The organism is Streptomyces sp. NPDC006012 (genome assembly GCF_042871185.1).
Taxonomy (GTDB): Bacteria; Actinomycetota; Actinomycetes; order Streptomycetales; family Streptomycetaceae; genus Streptomyces.
The window spans coordinates 17,435-32,236 of record NZ_JBIAIE010000019.1; the positions used below are offsets into that span (position 1 = coordinate 17,435).

The window sequence follows — 14,802 nt, forward strand, 5'->3', positions numbered from 1 at the left end:
GGCGCTTTGCCGAGGTTTGACCGAGGCTTCGGTTTCACCGCAGTTCGGGCGCGTATCCCGGCAGGACCCGGCGCAGGGCGCGCAGTGCGTAGTACGCGCGGGACTTCACCGTACCGGGTGGGATTCCGAGCGTTTCGGCGGCTTCCGCAACACTCGCCCCCTGGAAATACACGAGCACCAGGACTTCACGGTGTTCCGGAGTGAGAGTCTTCACAGCCTCGCGGACGTCGAGCGTCGCGGCCGAGCGCTCCGCGTGGTCGCCGCAGATCCGGGCGCTCTCCAGGACGGCGTCGCCGACCTCCGGCGGCCGCGCCTGCCGGGCCCGCCGGGCGTCGATCGCCAGCCGCCGGCCCACGGTCAGCAGCCACGGCCGCACCGAGTCGAAGGCGTCGGCGCGCAGCGCCTCGGGGTGCTGCCAGGCACGTACGTAGGTTTCCTGAACGAGGTCCTCGGCGCGCTGCCGGTCCCCGTCGCACAGCCGCAGCAGCAAGGCGAAAAGCGGTCGGCCGTGCTCGCGTTGCAGCGCGGCCAGCTCATGCTCGGCGGTCGTCGTCCCGTGGTCAAGGGTGGTTCCGGCCGTCATGGGCGTATCGCACCGCAGGGTCCGCCGCCGGGACAGAGGACGCACAGGGCTCTGCGACGGACGGTCGATCGCGTCGGCGAACGGTACGACGAACGGTCCGTCAGTTCCGGTCGTGGACACCGGACGAGTTGAAGACACCTGCCGAATCGTCGGGGGCGCCTGTTAGATTCGTGCCCTTTTATCGGTAAATAATAAATGTGACGGTGAGTCAAGAAACCTTGGGGTGAGCTGATGATCGCACGCAGACGACAGGTGGCCCTGGCCCTGACCGCCCTCCTCGCGGCGGCCGCCGCCTGTCAGGCCGAGGCCCGCAAGGAGTCCCAGGCGTCCGCCCCCGCGCGCCCGGCACCCGCAGCGGCACGCGGTTTCACCTTGGTCGCCTCCGGCGACGTCCTGCCGCACACCTCGGTCATCGAGCGGGCCCACTTCGACGCGGGCGGCGTCGGCTACGACTTCCGCCCGATGCTGGCCGGCGTCCAACCCGTGGTGGCCCAGGCCGATCTGGCGCTGTGTCACATGGAGACGGTGTACGGCTCGAACGGCGACTACTCCGGCTACCCCGCGTTCAAGTCCCCGCCGGAGATCGCCCCCAGCCTCGTCGCCGTCGGCTACGACGGCTGCTCCACCGCCTCCAACCATGCGCTGGACGACGGCGCCGACGGCATCGCCCGCACCCTGGACGCCATGGACCGGTCGGGGCTGCGGCACGCCGGGACGGCCCGCACCGCGGCGGAGGCGCGGGACATCACCCTGCACCAGGCGGGCCCGGCACGGGTCGCGCACCTGTCGTACACCTACGACACCAACGGCTTCGTGCCGCCGGCCGGGCAGCCCTGGGCGGTCAACCTGATCGACGAGAAGCGCATCGTCGCCGACGCCCGCACGGCCCGGCGACAGGGCGCCGACGTGGTCGTGGTGTCGCTGCACTGGGGCACCGAATGGCAGGACGAACCCGACGAGCGGCAACTCGCCCTCGCCGAGCGCCTCACCGCCTCGCGGTCAGGCGGGCGCCCCGACCTCGACCTGATCATCGGCACCCACGCCCATGTCCCGCAGGCGTACCAGAAGATCAACGGCACCTGGGTGGTGTACGGCATGGGCGACCAGATCGCCGGCGAGATGTACAACCGGCAGGGCGTCCAGGACCCGCGCGGCAACGAGTCCACCCTCGCCCGCTTCACCTTCGCGCCGCCCGCCCGGCCCGGCGCCCGCTGGGAGGTGAGCCGGGCCGAGTTCATCCCGCAGCTGTACGACCTCGACGCGGGCCGCGTGGTCGATGTCAACGCGGCCATCGCGGGCGGCGCCGAACTGACCGCCGTGCGCGACCGGATCCGGGACGTGGTGCTGGCCCGCGGCGCCGCCAAGGACGGTCTGGCCATGGGGGGTGGCCGGGGGACCGGCGCCGCCCGCGGGTGATCCGTAGCCGGTGCTAGCGACCAGCGAGCGCGGACCGCCGGTAGGAGTAGCCGAAGTACACGGTCACCCCGATCAGGAACCACACCGCGAACCGCACCCACGTCTGCCACTGGAGGAACGTGATCAGCCAGATGGAGAAGACGACCCCCAGCGCCGGTACGACGGGCATCCACGGGGTGCGGAAGGTGCGTGGCAGGTCCGGCTGCCGGTAGCGCAGCACGATCACCGCCGTGCACACCACCACGAAGGCCAGCAGGATGCCGATGTTGGTCAGTTCGGCCGCCTCGCCGATCGGCAGGAACCCGGCGATGGCGGCCGAGGCCGCCCCGACGATCCAGGTCACCCGCGTCGGCACGTGCCGCGTCGGATGCGTCTTCGCGAACCACCTGGGCAGCAGCCCGTCCCGCGACATCGAGAACCACACCCGGGTCACGCCCAGCATGAACGTGAACATCACCGTGAGGATGCCGATGATCGCGCCCACCGCGATCACATCGGCCAGCCCGCTCAGGCCCACCGACTTGAAGGCGCTGGAGAACCCGCTCTCCTTGTCGATGTCCCGGTAGTTCTGCATCCCGGTCAGCACCAGGCAGGCCGCCACGTACAGCACCATCGAGATCGCCAGCGAGAGGATGATCGCCTTCGGCATGTGCCGCTGCGCGTCCTTGGACTCCTCGGCGGCGGTGGACATGGCGTCGTAGCCGAAGACGGCGAAGAACACGGTCGCCGCCCCGGTGAACGCCCCGCCGACCCCGTACGGGAAGAACGGGTGGTAGTTGGCGGTGTCGATGTGCAGGACGCCCACCCCGATCACCAGGAGCACCACCAGCACCTTCAGCACCACCACGATCGTCTCGAAGCGGGCCGCGTTGCGGATGCCGAGGGTCAGCAGCCAGGCGATGAGCAGGCACAGCAGCGCGGCGAACAGGTCCACCCGGTGCCCCGCCCCGGTGCCGGGTGCCCCCAGCATCCACGCGGGCAGGTCGGCGCCCATCTCCTCGACCAGAAAGCTGAAGTAGCCGGAGATGCCGATGGCGACCACCGCCACGATCGCCGTGTACTCCAGCAGCAGGTCCCAGCCGATGAACCAGCCCGCGAACTCGCCGAGCACCGCGTAGCCGTAGGTGTAGGCGGAGCCCGCCTTCGGGATCAGCCCCGCGAACTCGGCGTACGACAGGGCCGCCGCGGCACTGGCCAGACCGGCGACGAGGAAGGAGACGAGCACCGCGGGACCGGCCACGCCGTTGGCCACCGTGCCGGCCAGGGTGAAGATCCCCGCGCCGATGATGCCGCCCACCCCGATCGCGGTGAGCTGCCACAGGCCGAGCGATCGCGCCAGCCTGGGGCCCTCGCCGGCCTCGGTGTCCTCGATGCGCTCGATGGGTTTGCGGCGGAGAACTCCCTCACCCGCGCGGAGTCTTGCCATGAGCCTCACCTCTTCGCCTGCGGCAATCGGCTGACGGCGGTTCATGATGGCGCAGGGGGCCACGGGGCGGAAGACGCCACGCATGTCCCGGGGCCGTGGGCAGGCCCGGCCGGCACCCGCGCCGGGAGGGCGGTCCGGCGGACCTACGGCACCACCGTCACCGGCCAGCGGCCCGCCTTCACCAGGCGGATCGCCACCGAGCCGATGATCCGGTGGCCGGCGTGCTCGGACGCCCCCACCACGACCGCGTCCGCCTTCAGTTCGTCGGCCGCCCTGACCAGGCCGTTGTAGGGATCACCGCGGAACGTGTGGAACTCCCAGCGCAGGTCGAATATCCCCCTGACCTGCTCGGCGGACTCCCGGATGTGGGTGACGAGACCCTCGGCGATCTCGTCGGTCGTGTCCGCCACCGGAGCCCCCAGCGCGGCACCCGCAGCCATCACCGGCTGCACATAGACGAAGGCGAGCAGGGCACGCTGCCGCCGGGCCAGACCGGCGCCGTAGGCCGCGGCCCGCAGCGAGGATTCGGAGCCGTCCACCCCGACCATGATGACCTTCGGCCCGTCCGTGCCCCGCTCGAACGTGTGCCCATGCTGTTCGTGCTTTTCCGCCACGGCCGTGAGGCTATCGGAAACCGCAGGTCCCGCCCTCTTGCGCGCGCCTTCGCCGGGCGATCCGCCCCCGCTGTGCCTAAAGTCGCAAGCGCCTGCTTGGGCGCGTTCGGCCCGCTCTGCGGCCTTCGCACGGCCGGCCCTCCCGCTGCCGGGCGTCCCGCTTCGCCTGGGCGTCCTGCTCGGCGTGGGCGTTCCGCTTCGCCTGGGCGTCCTGCTCGGCGTGGGCGTTCCGCTTCGCCTGGACGTTCTGCTCCGCTCGCTCGTCCCACCCGCCGGGTCGTCCGTCGCGGTCCGCGTCCGCCGTGGCCCGCACCCGGCGTGACGACCCCACCGGCCACGCCGAACGTGTGGATTTCTGGGCCGTGCGGGTGGATTCCGGCCGCCGCACCGGGTGTCCGAGTGGTGCGCCGGTGCCTCGTGGGGCGACTGATGAGTCATGAAGAAGGATCAGACGCTCACGCGGCGCCGGATGCTGCTCGCCGGAGCCGCTGCCGTGGGGACGGCGGGCACCGCCGGCCTCCTCCTCTCCGGCGGTACCGACCCGGCACCCGCACGGCCCGCCGCGCCCTTCGCCGGACCCGGCGGACGGATGGTGATGAAGTCCTCCGCCTTCCGCCTCCAGCCGCTGACCGGTGACGGGCCCCCGCGCACCGAACCCGCCAGGACACCGGTGCGCGACGAGCCGATCCTGCGCATGCCCGGCGGCGGCCGCCGCATGCTGCTGACCTTCGACGACGGTCCCGACCCCCAGTACACCCCGCACATCCTGGACACCCTGGCGAAGTACAACGTCCGGGCGACGTTCTTCGTCTGCGGCGAGATGGCCGACTGGAACGGGAACCTGCTGGCCCGGATGGCCGGCGAGGGGCATGTCGTCGGCAACCACACCTGGTCCCATCCGCTGCTCACCGAACTGAGCCGGGCACAGATCCGCTCCGAGATGGAACGCACCAGCGAGGCCATCGTGCGGGGCTACGGCGAGCACCCGCGCTGGTTCCGCGCGCCCTACGGAGCCTGGAACCGGGCCGCCTTCCAACTGGGCGCGGAGATGGGGATGGAGCCGCTCGCCTGGACGGTGGACAGCCTCGACTGGACCGAGCCGGGCACCAGCACCATCATCGACCGGATCGAGACCGGTGCCGCCCCCGGTGTCGTGGTGCTCTCCCACGACGCCGGGGGAAACCGCGCGCAGAGCGTCAGCGCGCTGCGGCGCTATCTGCCACAGCTGCTCGACCAGGGCTACCACCTGACCATCCCCAGACGCCCCTACCCCTGATGGCCCGTGCCGCCCGCCCGGCCGGACCGCTCGGCCGGGGACGGCTCAGTGGACCTCGACCAGGCGGGCGAAGACGACGACGTTCCCCTCGTATCCGTTCTGCTTGGAGAAACCGCCTCCGCAGGTGATGACGCGCAGTTCGGGGGTGCCTTTGGAGCTGTAGACCCGGTCGCTGGGGAAACTGTTCTTCGAGAAGACCTCGATGCCGTAGATCTCAAAGACCGCGGTCTTTCCGTCCTTGCGCCGGACCTCGACGTGATGTCCTTTCTTCAGGGAGCCGAGTGCGTAGAAGACCGCGGGTCCGGATTTGTTGTCCACGTGCCCGACGACGACGGACGTTCCCTTTTCGCCGGGCGCGACGGCACCGTTGAACCAGCCGGCCAGATTCGGGTTCTCCGGTGGCGGTGCGGCGACCCAGCCGTCGCCGTCCAGACCGACCGGCACGACCGGGGCGTCCACCCGGATCGCGGGGATCATGATCCGCTCGGCCTCGGAGAACGGCAGCGACGTCGGTGCCGGGGTGAAGGTGGCACCGGGCGCCGGCCGGTCCACGGCAGCGGCCTGCGCGGGCTGCGGCGGTCCGACGTCGAACTCCCCGGACCCGTTCCGAATGAGCGCGAGGCCGGTCAGCAGAACCAGCGCTATCACGCCCCACGGAGCGCGCTTCTTCCGCCGTTCCTCCTCTTCGGAAAGCTCGGAGAGCTCGAACGCAGACATTCGCCTTCCCCTCTCGACACGGTCGTCGCCATGTCATTCGCGCATACGAGAACGCTAAGTCCCGTGCACGCGGGCGGCGACGGGGGCAGCGGCGAACGGGTGGCCGGACGGTCCTTCGGTGCGCCATCCGAGTTGCGGTCCGCAGGAATTTTTCTGACGGTCTGTGACCTGCAGCAATATCCGATTATGCGCTTGTCGTTCGAACTGTCGGATCACCGGGATGGACCATTCTCGACATGCGGGCGTGTTCCGCACATCTGAAGGTCGACTCCGGAGGTGCTTTTTCGCCGATCGACCGGGGACGGGTCCCGGGGTGCCTCTCGCGGAGGATCACATGGGTAACACTCGCGCCCTGGCGGCCACGGCAATCGCCGTCGCCGCCCTTGGGCTCGCCGCCCCCACGGCCGTCGCGGACAGCGTGGGCAACGGGGGCGGACCGAGCAACACCGGCGGAACCGGGATCGCTCCGGGCACCGGGGTGGCCCCGGGCGGCGTCGTGCCGGGTGGCGGAATCGGCCCGGGCGGCGTCGCGCCGGGCGGTGGGGTTTTTCCCGGCGGCGGGGGCTTTCCCGGCGGCGGTGGGTTCTATCCCGGCGGCGGGGGCTTTCCCGGCGGTGGGTTCTACCCCGGTGGCGGGGTCTTTGCCGGTGGCGGGTTCTTTCCTGGCGGTGTCGGCCCGGGCGGCGGTTTCCGGGGCAACGGCCGCGAAGGCATCCGGCCCGGGAACGGAAACAGGCCGGGCCCGGTCCACGGCGGCCTCGGCGGCTCCAGCACCTCAGGTGCGACGCCCACCGACGTGGCCATCGGCGGCGGTCTGGTGGCGGCGGCCGTGATCGGCGGCAGCGTGGTCTGGGTGCGCCGCCGGTTCGAGAAGCGGGCCTGACCCGGCGGTCCGCTCGTGCCGGACGGCTGCTGCGCGCCGAGCGGAGCGCGTGCGGCCGGATCTCCGCCCCCGATCCCGTAACGGGCCGGGAGCGGAGATCCGGCAGCGCGGGCGGCTGGGCGTTCCGGCGCCGTCGCGGGTTCTCGCCCAGGCGTCGTCGCCGGTGCCCGGTCAGGCATCGTCACGGGTGGTGCGGCGGGCGAGCCGGTAGGCCGTGCCGACCGAACCGGCGATCAGCACCGTACCGAGGCCGATCTCCCCGAGGTCGAATCCGGCGACGCTGCCGCCGTCGCCTGCCTGCACCGCGCCCGGAACCGTCGCCGAGGCGTCGCCGGTCCCGCGCGACTCCTGTGTCCTCCCGGAATCCCGGCCGCCGTTGCCACCGCCGTCCGCGACCCGCAGGTCCGTCGAGCCGCTCGTGCCGTCGCAGTCGAAGGTCACCCGGTACGACGTGCCGGACTTGACGTGCGCGTCGACCGTGGTGGTGGCCGACGACCGGCCCGTCGGGATGCGGACCGTTTCGAAGACGTCGGAGGTGACCGTGGCGCCGCCCTTGCAGCCGTCGTTGCGGTCCAGGCGCAGAGTGACCTTGCTGCCCGCCGAGATGGTGGACGGCTTGACCCCGAAGCCGAACGGTGCGCCGGCGTGGTTGCCGCCGTCGGCCGCCACGGCGGCGGGCGCACCCAGGGCGAGGGCGGCGGCGCCCAGCAGCGCGCCCGAAGCGACGCGTATCGCGCACATGGTTGTTTCCTCCGGTCCCCGAGGGGCAGCCCGCGGACCTTCTGCCGCTTGCGCCGTGCGTGCACCTCGATGTCCGGAACGCTAGGAAGAGTGGCGCAGGTGCGCGAACGCAGTAGCGCGAACGGGTTATCCATGTCGGCCGGTCGGGCGACCGCTGCTGCGGACGGGGGACGCGCGCGGCGTGGCGCGCACATCCCCCGTCGGCCGGTCGGCGCAGCGCCGTACGAGGCCGTTCTTGCCTGCCGGAGGGTCAGCCCCTGATGGTCGGGAAGAGGTCCAGGAACGGCTGTGCGGTCGCGTCCATGCCCCGGCTGTAGGGGGCGTCGAAGACCCAGATCAGGAAGAGCATGAACGCGATGGTGGCGGAGAACAGCCCGGCGAGGATGAGTTCCCGCGCGGTGCGCCTGATCTGCAGGGCGAAGATCATGCCGACGGTGATCACCCCTCCGAAAAGCAGCCCGAACCACACCACGCCGGGCATGGTCGCCCCCGTGGAGTCCGCGCGGGCGTTGCGCGCCTGGTCCGCCGCCGTCACCTGGTCGAGGAGCGGTTGGTACGCCTGCGCCTCGAAGTCCGTCTTCGGCTGGTAGTCGGTGACGTCGTGGCGGACGCGTTCGAGCAGACGGGTGCCGGTGTCGGTGAGGGTTTGGTCCTCCTCCATCGCCTTCCACTCGGTGTGTACGACGTGTCCGACATAGGCGTTGACATCCGCCCGAATTCCATCACGGACGTCGGGCGGATAGACCCGAACCCGCTCTGAGATCTCGTGCAGCGCCTGGGCCTCCGCCTGCACGTGGTCCTGCGCCGTGCTGCGCGCCTCCCAGACCCCGGCGATGGCCAGGCCCAGCACGATGGCGTAGACGACGCCGATCCACATCGTCATGTACTCGATGACGTCGGGGGTCTCGCTGGGGTCGTCGTCGCCCGAGGTCGTGCGGTTCCTTAGCACGGTGACCACGACCACCACGGCGCACGCGCCCAGCATCGCGAGGACGAGAACAAGCCAATCCGACAACAGATGCCTCCAGGGGCGGGCGTATCGATGCGTCGGTGTGCCGTGGCGCGTCAGCGGGGACGCAGCGCGGCGACGGCGACGATCGCGGGGATGGTGATGAGCAGGACGTAGGTGACCGGTGAGGTCCGGTGGGGCGCCGGGGCGTCGGCCCGCCGCGGTTGGTGGCTCGGATAGGTGACCGGGGTCGCGGAGGGTCGTGGGCTGGGCTTGGGCGACGGCTTGGGCGCCGGAGGCGGTGTGCGGGGCGGCGCGGGCCTGGGGACCGGGCGCGGCGGGGCCGGAGCGGGTGGCACGGCATGTGGCGGCGGCGGCACGGGCTTCGGCTTCGGAGGCGGCGTCGGCTTCGGCGTCGGTTTCGGGGTGGGCTTCGGAGGTGGGGACGGTGGGGGCGGGGGAGGTGTCGGTGTCGGTGTCGGGGTGGGCGTCGGGGTGGGAGTGGGCGTCGGGCACGGCGGAGGCGTGGGCTTCGGGCAATGCGGCGGAGTCGGCCAGGAGCCGCCCGCGGCGGCCACCGCCACCGCCACCGTGCCGTCCGGGCCCGTCGAGGCGTACGCGCAGGCGTCGGCCCTGGCCGTGCCGATCGGACAGCCCACGAAGGTCCACACCAGCGCCACCAGAGCCAACACCCGTACGACGGGTGGGAATCGGGTCGCTTCGGGTCCATGCACGACCGAGATAATGAGTCGTTCGGCCCCCAGCCACGCCGAAGAGTGCGCGGATTGGCCCGATCGAGGGACTGTGGTCCGCGGAGGTTTGAACGAGGGGATTCCGGTTTCCGGAGTACGGGCCCGCTCCGCGCACGGGGCGCGGACAAAACTTCGGGGCGGTAGTACACGGCGCTCCCGCGCGAAGACTTCCTGGCGGACCGCCTCGCCGACGCTTGCGCCCGCGGCGGTGCCGACGGCCACGACGGCGTGCGGTCACGACGACGCCGCCACTCCGCAGAGCCGCGGCGGGAGCGTCGTAGGCCGCAACGGCAGGCCACGGTCCACCGCTTCATGAAGGACAAAGGACAGGCGGGCCGAAGCCCGTCTCGAACCGCACCGGCGACTGCCTGGAGAAGTGGCCGGTGGCCGCTCGGGTGAAGGCCGACGACACCAAGGACGTACAACACAGGGGCCTGATGGACTTCACCCGGACTGACGCATCAGGCAGACAGGCGGGTGGCCACGGGGGTGTTCCCTCGCACCGCACGGAGGGAACGGCCGCTGGGTGCTCGCGTGCTCACGCTGCGGCTTCGTTCCGGCACGTGCCGCAGGCAGTGACCGGGAACGGACGGTCAATTTCCGTTTCGGGTCGCTCCATTGGCGGACGATCAGTAGCCTCTGCTCGAACACCGGATCGCCTACGCCTTGGAGCGATAGATGGAGCGTCCCGCCTGGGCGCCACGGAGCATCGACGTCTCGGTGCCCAGCGTTGCGCGTATCCACGACTTCTACCTGGGCGGTTCGTACAACTTCGAGGTCGACCGGCAGGCGGCCCGCAGGGCCATGGAGTTCCTGCCGGGACTCCCGAAGATCATGCAGGCGAACCGGGCGTTCATGCGTCGTGCCGTGCGTTTCGCGGCCGGGGAGGGCATCACGCAGTTCCTCGACATCGGCTCCGGCATCCCCACGTTCGGCAGCGTCCACGAAGTGGCCCGGAGAGCCCGGCCGGACGCCCGCGTGGTGTACGTCGACCACGACCCGGTGGCGGTGGCGCACAGTCAGACGGTGCTGGCGGACGACGAGGACGCGGGCGTCATCGCCGCGGACCTCCGCAAGCCCCAGGAGATCCTGTCGAGCCTGGAGATCCGGCGGCTCATCGACCTGAATCGGCCAGTGGCGCTGCTGCTCGTTGCCATACTGCACTTCGTGGAAGACGCGGACGAGCCCTATGGAGCGGTGGCCGAACTGCGCGAGGCACTCGCGCCGGGCAGCCTGCTGATCCTCACGCATGCCTCGTACGAGGGAATGCCGCTGCCGCCCGAACGGGCCCAGGGCGCGGTCGACGTGTACAGGGACATTCGCAACCCGCTGATCATGCGCTCGCGCGACGAGATCGCGCGGTTCTTCGAGGGGTACGACATGGTGGAACCCGGACTGGTGGCGATGCCGCGCTGGCGCCCGGAGGAGTCGGTGCCGGAGGACGAGGATCCGTTCGCCTTCTCCGGGTTCGCGGGCGTGGGGCGTACGACGTGATCGCGGAGCCGGACGGGCCGGAGGACAGACTGCAGAGGTTCGCGACCATCTGGAGCCGGGCCGTGTTCCCGGTGACCTCGACGTCGCTGACCCGGCCGGAGCTGGCGGAACGGCTCCTGCCGCTCGCACGCCGGCTGAGCGGGGCGCTGCGGCAGCACGGCTTCGACGCGGAGGAAGGGAAGGCAATCGGTGCCGCGCTGATCGACGCGCACTGCACCGACCCGGAGGCGCTCAGCCGCACCCTGGACTGCGTCGACGCCTACCTGGTGCTCTACTGCGGCGAGGACGGCCCGCAGGAGGAACTGCGGATGCGCTGCTCACGGCTGCAGCACGCCATGGCGGCCGGATTCGCGCAGGCGCTGCGCGAGCGGACCCTGGCCGAGCAGGAGGCCATCGCCCGGGCCGCGTTGCAGGCCCAGGGCGTGGTGGCGCAGGCCCTGCACGCCAGCGAGGCTCGCTTCCGGGCGGTGTTCGAGGGCGCCGCCATAGGGATCGGCATCGCCGACCTCGACGGCCGGGTGCTCCAGGTCAACGAGGCACTGATGCGCATGTTCGGGCTCCCCGAGCAGGCGCTGCGCGGCCGCCGGGCGCTGGAGTGGACGCACCCCGAGGACGCGCCGCATACCTGGCGCCTCTACGACGAACTCGTGCGCGGCGAGCGTGAGCACTACCACGTGGAGAAGGCCTTCAACCGCACCGACGGAACCGTGCTGTGGACCAATCTCACGGTCTCCCTGCTGCGTGACGCCGACGGCAACCCGCAGTACCAGCTCGCGCTCATGGAGGACACCACCGAGCGGCGGCTGCTGAACCTCCGGCTGCGTTACGAGGCCACGCACGACGCGCTCACCGGACTGCCCAACCGCACCCTGTTCTTCGAACGCCTGGAGAAGGTGCTCGCCGCGGGCGGGGGCCAGCGCTTCGGCCTGTGCTACCTGGACCTGGACGGCTTCAAGACCATCAACGACAGCCTCGGCCACGCGGCCGGCGACCGGCTGCTCGTCGAGGTCGCCGACCGGCTCCAGGCATGCGCCACCGCGCCCGGTGAGATGGTCGCCCGGCTCGGCGGCGACGAGTTCGTGGCGCTGACCACCGGACCCGAGACCGAGCGCGAGGTCGACGAACTGGCGGAGCGCATCATGAACGCGCTCATCACCCCGGTCAGCGTTGACGGCCGCGAACTCCTCGTGCGCGGCAGCATCGGCATCGTGGAGGGTCCGGCGGGCGAACGCACCGCGGCGGAGGTGCTGCGCAGCGCCGACATCACCATGTACCGGGCCAAGTCGGCGGGGGGCAACCGCACCGAGCTGGCCGACCCGGAGGCCGACGCCCGCGCCATCACCCGGCACGGACTGACCACGGCGCTGCCCACGGCCCTGGAACGCGGCGAGTTCTTCATCGAGTACCAGCCGCTGGTGCACCTCGGTGACGGCAGCGTCCGCGGTGCCGAGGCGCTGGTGCGCTGGCTGCACCCGCAGCACGGCGTCCTCGGCCCCGACCGGTTCATCCCGCTCGCCGAGCACACCGGGCTGATCGTCCCGCTGGGCCGATGGGTCCTGGAACAGTCGGTGCGCCAGGCCCGCGACTGGCGGGAGAGGTACGGCGAGCAGACGTCGACCGGCCCGCTGCGCATCAACGTCAACCTCTCGCCCTGCCAGCTCAGCCATCCCGGTCTGGTCCAGGACACGGTCGAGATCCTGGAGCGCACGGGCGTCGCCCCGGACGCGCTGTGCCTGGAGGTCACCGAGTCCGCGCTGATCGGCGCCGACGACGACCTGCTCAAGCCGCTGCGCCGGCTCGCCGAGATGGGCGTCGACATCGCCCTGGACGACTTCGGCACCGGCTATTCCAACCTCGCCAACCTGCGCCGCCTGCCGGTGAGCATCCTCAAACTGGACCGCTCCTTCACCCAGAGCATGCAGCAGTTCCCGGCCGATCCCGTGGACCTCAAGATCGTCGAGGGGATCGTCTCACTGGCCCACAGCCTGGATCTGACGGTCACCGTGGAGGGCGTGGAGACCGGCGCCCAGGCCGAACAACTACGCATACTGGGCTGCGACACGGCCCAGGGCTGGTACTACGCCCGCCCCGGCCCCCCCGACCGCCTCCACAACCTGGCCCTGGTGGACGCAACAGGCTGATCCCCTCCCGCGCCCCGAAAGGGGCGCGGGGAACTGCGCGACCAACTACGTCCGACCCGCACCCCGGAAACAACCCCAGACACCCCCCCCCGAACCGCCCCACCCCCCGGGCAAAAGCGGCACAGCCCCCTTCACCGCTCAAACAACATCCGCTGCAACTCCCGAGCAGCCCGCGGCGGCGCCACATCGCTCCGATGCGCAAGCGCGATCGTCCGGTACAACCCCGGCCGAGCCAGCGCAGTGACCCGCAGCCCCCGCCCCGACCGGGTAGCGACCATGCGCGGCACGACGGCCACCCCCAGCCCGGCCCGTACGAAGCCGAGCACCGCGTCCATCTCGCCGCCCTCCACCGCGAAGTCCGGCTCGAAGCCCTCGGCGCGGCACGCGGCGACGGTCAGTTCCCGCAGGTCGTAGCCGTGCCGGAACATCACGAGCCGCGCGCCCTCCAGATCGGAGATCCGGACGTGGCGGCGCCCGTCACGGCTCGGCGGCTCGGCCTCCGGTGAGGACACCACCACCAGGTCCTCGCGCAGCAGCTCCACCGTGGTCAGGGCGGGCGACGGCGTCGGCAGCGGCAGTACGACCAGCGCCAGGTCGAGCGCGCCGCGCGCCAGCTCCCGTACGAGGTCGTGGGAGCCGCCCTCCTCGATCAGCAGCCGGATGCCGGGATAGCGGTCGTGGAAAGCGCGCAGTACGTCCGGGAGCAGGCCCGTGCACACGCTCGGGGTGGCGCCCAGCCGCACACGTCCGCTGCGCAGCTGCACCAGTTCCTGCACCTCGTGCCGGGCGGTGTCCGCATCGGCCAGGATCCGCCGGGCCAGGGGCAGCAGCGCCTCGCCGGCGTCGGTGAGCGTGATGTTGCCCCGGGCCCGCAGGAACAGATCCGCGCCCAGCTCCCGTTCCAACGCCCTGATCTGCTGGGACAGTGACGGCTGGGCGACGTGGACCAGCTCCGCGGCCCGGGTGAAGTGCCGGGTCTCGGCGACCGCCACGAAGTACTGGAGCTGCTGGAACTGCACCCAGCCAGCATAGTCCCTGCCTATGGAAACAAGCTGGACCATGTCTTGGACCGATGGGCCTCGCGGGCCCTAGCGTGCAGGCCATGGCACTGGCAACGCGGACGGACCGGCGGCCGTCCATGGCGCGCACGATGTGGGACAGCTCCGTCGGCAAGAAGACCGTGATGGCGGTCAGCGGCCTGATCATGCTCCTGTACCTGGTCGTGCACATGTACGGCAACCTGAAGATCTTCTTCGGGGCGGGGACCTTCAACGCCTACGCGCACTGGCTGCGCACCGTCGGCGAGCCCTTCATGCACTACGAGTGGACGCTCTGGATCATCCGCGTCGCACTCGTCGTCGCCGTCGTCGCGCACGCCGTCTCCGCCTACCAGCTCAGCCGCCGCGACCTCAAGGCCCGCCCGACCAAGTACGTGCACAAGAAGCCCCGGGCGAGCTACGCCACGCGCACCATGCGCTGGGGCGGGATCATCCTCGGCCTGTTCATCGTCTGGCACATCCTGGACCTGACCACCGGCACCGTGCACTCCGGCGGATTCCAGCCGGGGCACCCCTACCAGAACGTCGTCGACACCTTCTCCATCTGGTACGGCAACGTCATCTACATCGTCGCGATGCTCGCGCTCGGCCTGCACGTCCGGCACGGCTTCTGGAGCGCCGCCCAGACCCTCGGTGCCGGCAGCCGCACCCGCGACCGGGCCCTGAAGACCGTCGCCGACGTTCTCGCGCTGCTGCTCACGGCCGGTTTCATCGCCGTACCCGTGGGCGTCATGACCGGAGTGGTGAACTGA

13 protein-coding genes are annotated in these 14,802 nt (G+C 71.1%); 6 read left to right on the top strand and 7 right to left on the bottom strand.

All coding sequences use genetic code 11. From position 1 onward, the window contains the following. Nucleotides 1–34: 34 nt before the first annotated feature. Entirely contained in the window at nucleotides 35–583 is a 549-nt protein-coding gene (locus ACFYPJ_RS27250; RefSeq protein WP_389022382.1) for a sigma-70 family RNA polymerase sigma factor, read from the bottom strand. Between the two features lie 231 nt (nucleotides 584–814). On the opposite strand from ACFYPJ_RS27250, the gene ACFYPJ_RS27255 reads away from it, so the two are divergent. Then, on the top strand, nucleotides 815–1,999 hold the full coding sequence (locus ACFYPJ_RS27255; RefSeq protein ID WP_389022385.1) for a CapA family protein: 1,185 nt from the start codon (nucleotides 815–817) through the stop codon (nucleotides 1,997–1,999). A 13-nt stretch (nucleotides 2,000–2,012) separates the two neighbouring features. Here the strand turns inward: ACFYPJ_RS27255 and ACFYPJ_RS27260 are convergent, their stop codons facing one another. Both ACFYPJ_RS27260 and ACFYPJ_RS27265 read right to left on the bottom strand, forming a co-directional pair. After that, entirely contained in the window at nucleotides 2,013–3,425 is a 1,413-nt protein-coding gene (locus ACFYPJ_RS27260; RefSeq protein ID WP_389022388.1) for an amino acid permease, read from the bottom strand. A gap of 143 nt (nucleotides 3,426–3,568) precedes the next feature. Further along, on the bottom strand, nucleotides 3,569–3,973 hold the full coding sequence (locus ACFYPJ_RS27265) for a universal stress protein (protein ID WP_389022720.1): 405 nt from the start codon (nucleotides 3,971–3,973) through the stop codon (nucleotides 3,569–3,571). A 502-nt stretch (nucleotides 3,974–4,475) separates the two neighbouring features. On the opposite strand from ACFYPJ_RS27265, the gene ACFYPJ_RS27270 reads away from it, so the two are divergent. Then, entirely contained in the window at nucleotides 4,476–5,315 is an 840-nt protein-coding gene (locus tag ACFYPJ_RS27270; RefSeq protein WP_389022391.1) for a polysaccharide deacetylase family protein, read from the top strand. Between the two features lie 45 nt (nucleotides 5,316–5,360). Here ACFYPJ_RS27270 and ACFYPJ_RS27275 read toward each other — a convergent pair whose 3' ends face one another. Further along, nucleotides 5,361–6,032 (bottom strand): class F sortase, encoded by a 672-nt coding sequence (locus tag ACFYPJ_RS27275; protein ID WP_389022394.1) that lies wholly within the window; start codon nucleotides 6,030–6,032, stop codon nucleotides 5,361–5,363. 334 nt (nucleotides 6,033–6,366) lie between these two features. On the opposite strand from ACFYPJ_RS27275, the gene ACFYPJ_RS27280 reads away from it, so the two are divergent. Further along, nucleotides 6,367–6,915 carry a hypothetical protein gene (locus ACFYPJ_RS27280; protein WP_389022396.1) on the top strand — a complete coding sequence of 183 codons (549 nt, stop codon included), beginning with the start codon at nucleotides 6,367–6,369 and terminating at the stop codon, nucleotides 6,913–6,915. A 171-nt stretch (nucleotides 6,916–7,086) separates the two neighbouring features. Here the strand turns inward: ACFYPJ_RS27280 and ACFYPJ_RS27285 are convergent, their stop codons facing one another. Beyond that, nucleotides 7,087–7,656, bottom strand: coding sequence for a hypothetical protein (locus ACFYPJ_RS27285; protein ID WP_389022399.1), 570 nt, complete (start codon nucleotides 7,654–7,656; stop codon nucleotides 7,087–7,089). A 250-nt stretch (nucleotides 7,657–7,906) separates the two neighbouring features. After that, nucleotides 7,907–8,671: a hypothetical protein gene (locus ACFYPJ_RS27290; protein WP_389022402.1), complete on the bottom strand. Its 765-nt coding sequence runs from the start codon at nucleotides 8,669–8,671 to the stop codon at nucleotides 7,907–7,909. Between the two features lie 1,364 nt (nucleotides 8,672–10,035). Between ACFYPJ_RS27290 and ACFYPJ_RS27295 the strand changes: the two genes are divergently transcribed. Both ACFYPJ_RS27295 and ACFYPJ_RS27300 read left to right on the top strand, forming a co-directional pair. Then, nucleotides 10,036–10,851, top strand: coding sequence for an SAM-dependent methyltransferase (locus tag ACFYPJ_RS27295; protein WP_389022404.1), 816 nt, complete (start codon nucleotides 10,036–10,038; stop codon nucleotides 10,849–10,851). Further along, complete coding sequence (locus tag ACFYPJ_RS27300) at nucleotides 10,848–12,992, top strand: putative bifunctional diguanylate cyclase/phosphodiesterase (RefSeq protein ID WP_389022407.1); 2,145 nt, start codon at nucleotides 10,848–10,850, stop codon at nucleotides 12,990–12,992. Before ACFYPJ_RS27295 ends, ACFYPJ_RS27300 begins: the two co-directional genes overlap by 4 nt. Before the next feature lie 131 nt (nucleotides 12,993–13,123). Here the strand turns inward: ACFYPJ_RS27300 and ACFYPJ_RS27305 are convergent, their stop codons facing one another. After that, the gene (locus tag ACFYPJ_RS27305; RefSeq protein ID WP_389022410.1) at nucleotides 13,124–14,011 is read right to left on the bottom strand and encodes a LysR family transcriptional regulator; all 888 of its coding nucleotides are present in this window, start codon (nucleotides 14,009–14,011) and stop codon (nucleotides 13,124–13,126) included. 119 nt (nucleotides 14,012–14,130) lie between these two features. Between ACFYPJ_RS27305 and ACFYPJ_RS27310 the strand changes: the two genes are divergently transcribed. Beyond that, nucleotides 14,131–14,802, top strand: a complete 672-nt coding sequence (locus tag ACFYPJ_RS27310) for a succinate dehydrogenase (protein ID WP_389022723.1) — start codon at nucleotides 14,131–14,133, stop codon at nucleotides 14,800–14,802.

Bases quoted from the DNA above. Each gene is read 5' to 3' on its own strand.
- ACFYPJ_RS27250 (WP_389022382.1), bottom strand. From the start codon at position 583: ATGACGGCCGGAACCACCCTTGACCACGGGACGACGACCGCCGAGCAT.
- ACFYPJ_RS27255 (WP_389022385.1), top strand. From the start codon at position 815: ATGATCGCACGCAGACGACAGGTGGCCCTGGCCCTGACCGCCCTCCTC.
- ACFYPJ_RS27260 (WP_389022388.1), bottom strand. From the start codon at position 3,425: ATGGCAAGACTCCGCGCGGGTGAGGGAGTTCTCCGCCGCAAACCCATC.
- ACFYPJ_RS27265 (WP_389022720.1), bottom strand. From the start codon at position 3,973: ATGGTCGGGGTGGACGGCTCCGAATCCTCGCTGCGGGCCGCGGCCTAC.
- ACFYPJ_RS27270 (WP_389022391.1), top strand. From the start codon at position 4,476: ATGAAGAAGGATCAGACGCTCACGCGGCGCCGGATGCTGCTCGCCGGA.
- ACFYPJ_RS27275 (WP_389022394.1), bottom strand. From the start codon at position 6,032: ATGTCTGCGTTCGAGCTCTCCGAGCTTTCCGAAGAGGAGGAACGGCGG.
- ACFYPJ_RS27280 (WP_389022396.1), top strand. From the start codon at position 6,367: ATGGGTAACACTCGCGCCCTGGCGGCCACGGCAATCGCCGTCGCCGCC.
- ACFYPJ_RS27285 (WP_389022399.1), bottom strand. From the start codon at position 7,656: ATGTGCGCGATACGCGTCGCTTCGGGCGCGCTGCTGGGCGCCGCCGCC.
- ACFYPJ_RS27295 (WP_389022404.1), top strand. From the start codon at position 10,036: ATGGAGCGTCCCGCCTGGGCGCCACGGAGCATCGACGTCTCGGTGCCC.
- ACFYPJ_RS27310 (WP_389022723.1), top strand. From the start codon at position 14,131: ATGGCGCGCACGATGTGGGACAGCTCCGTCGGCAAGAAGACCGTGATG.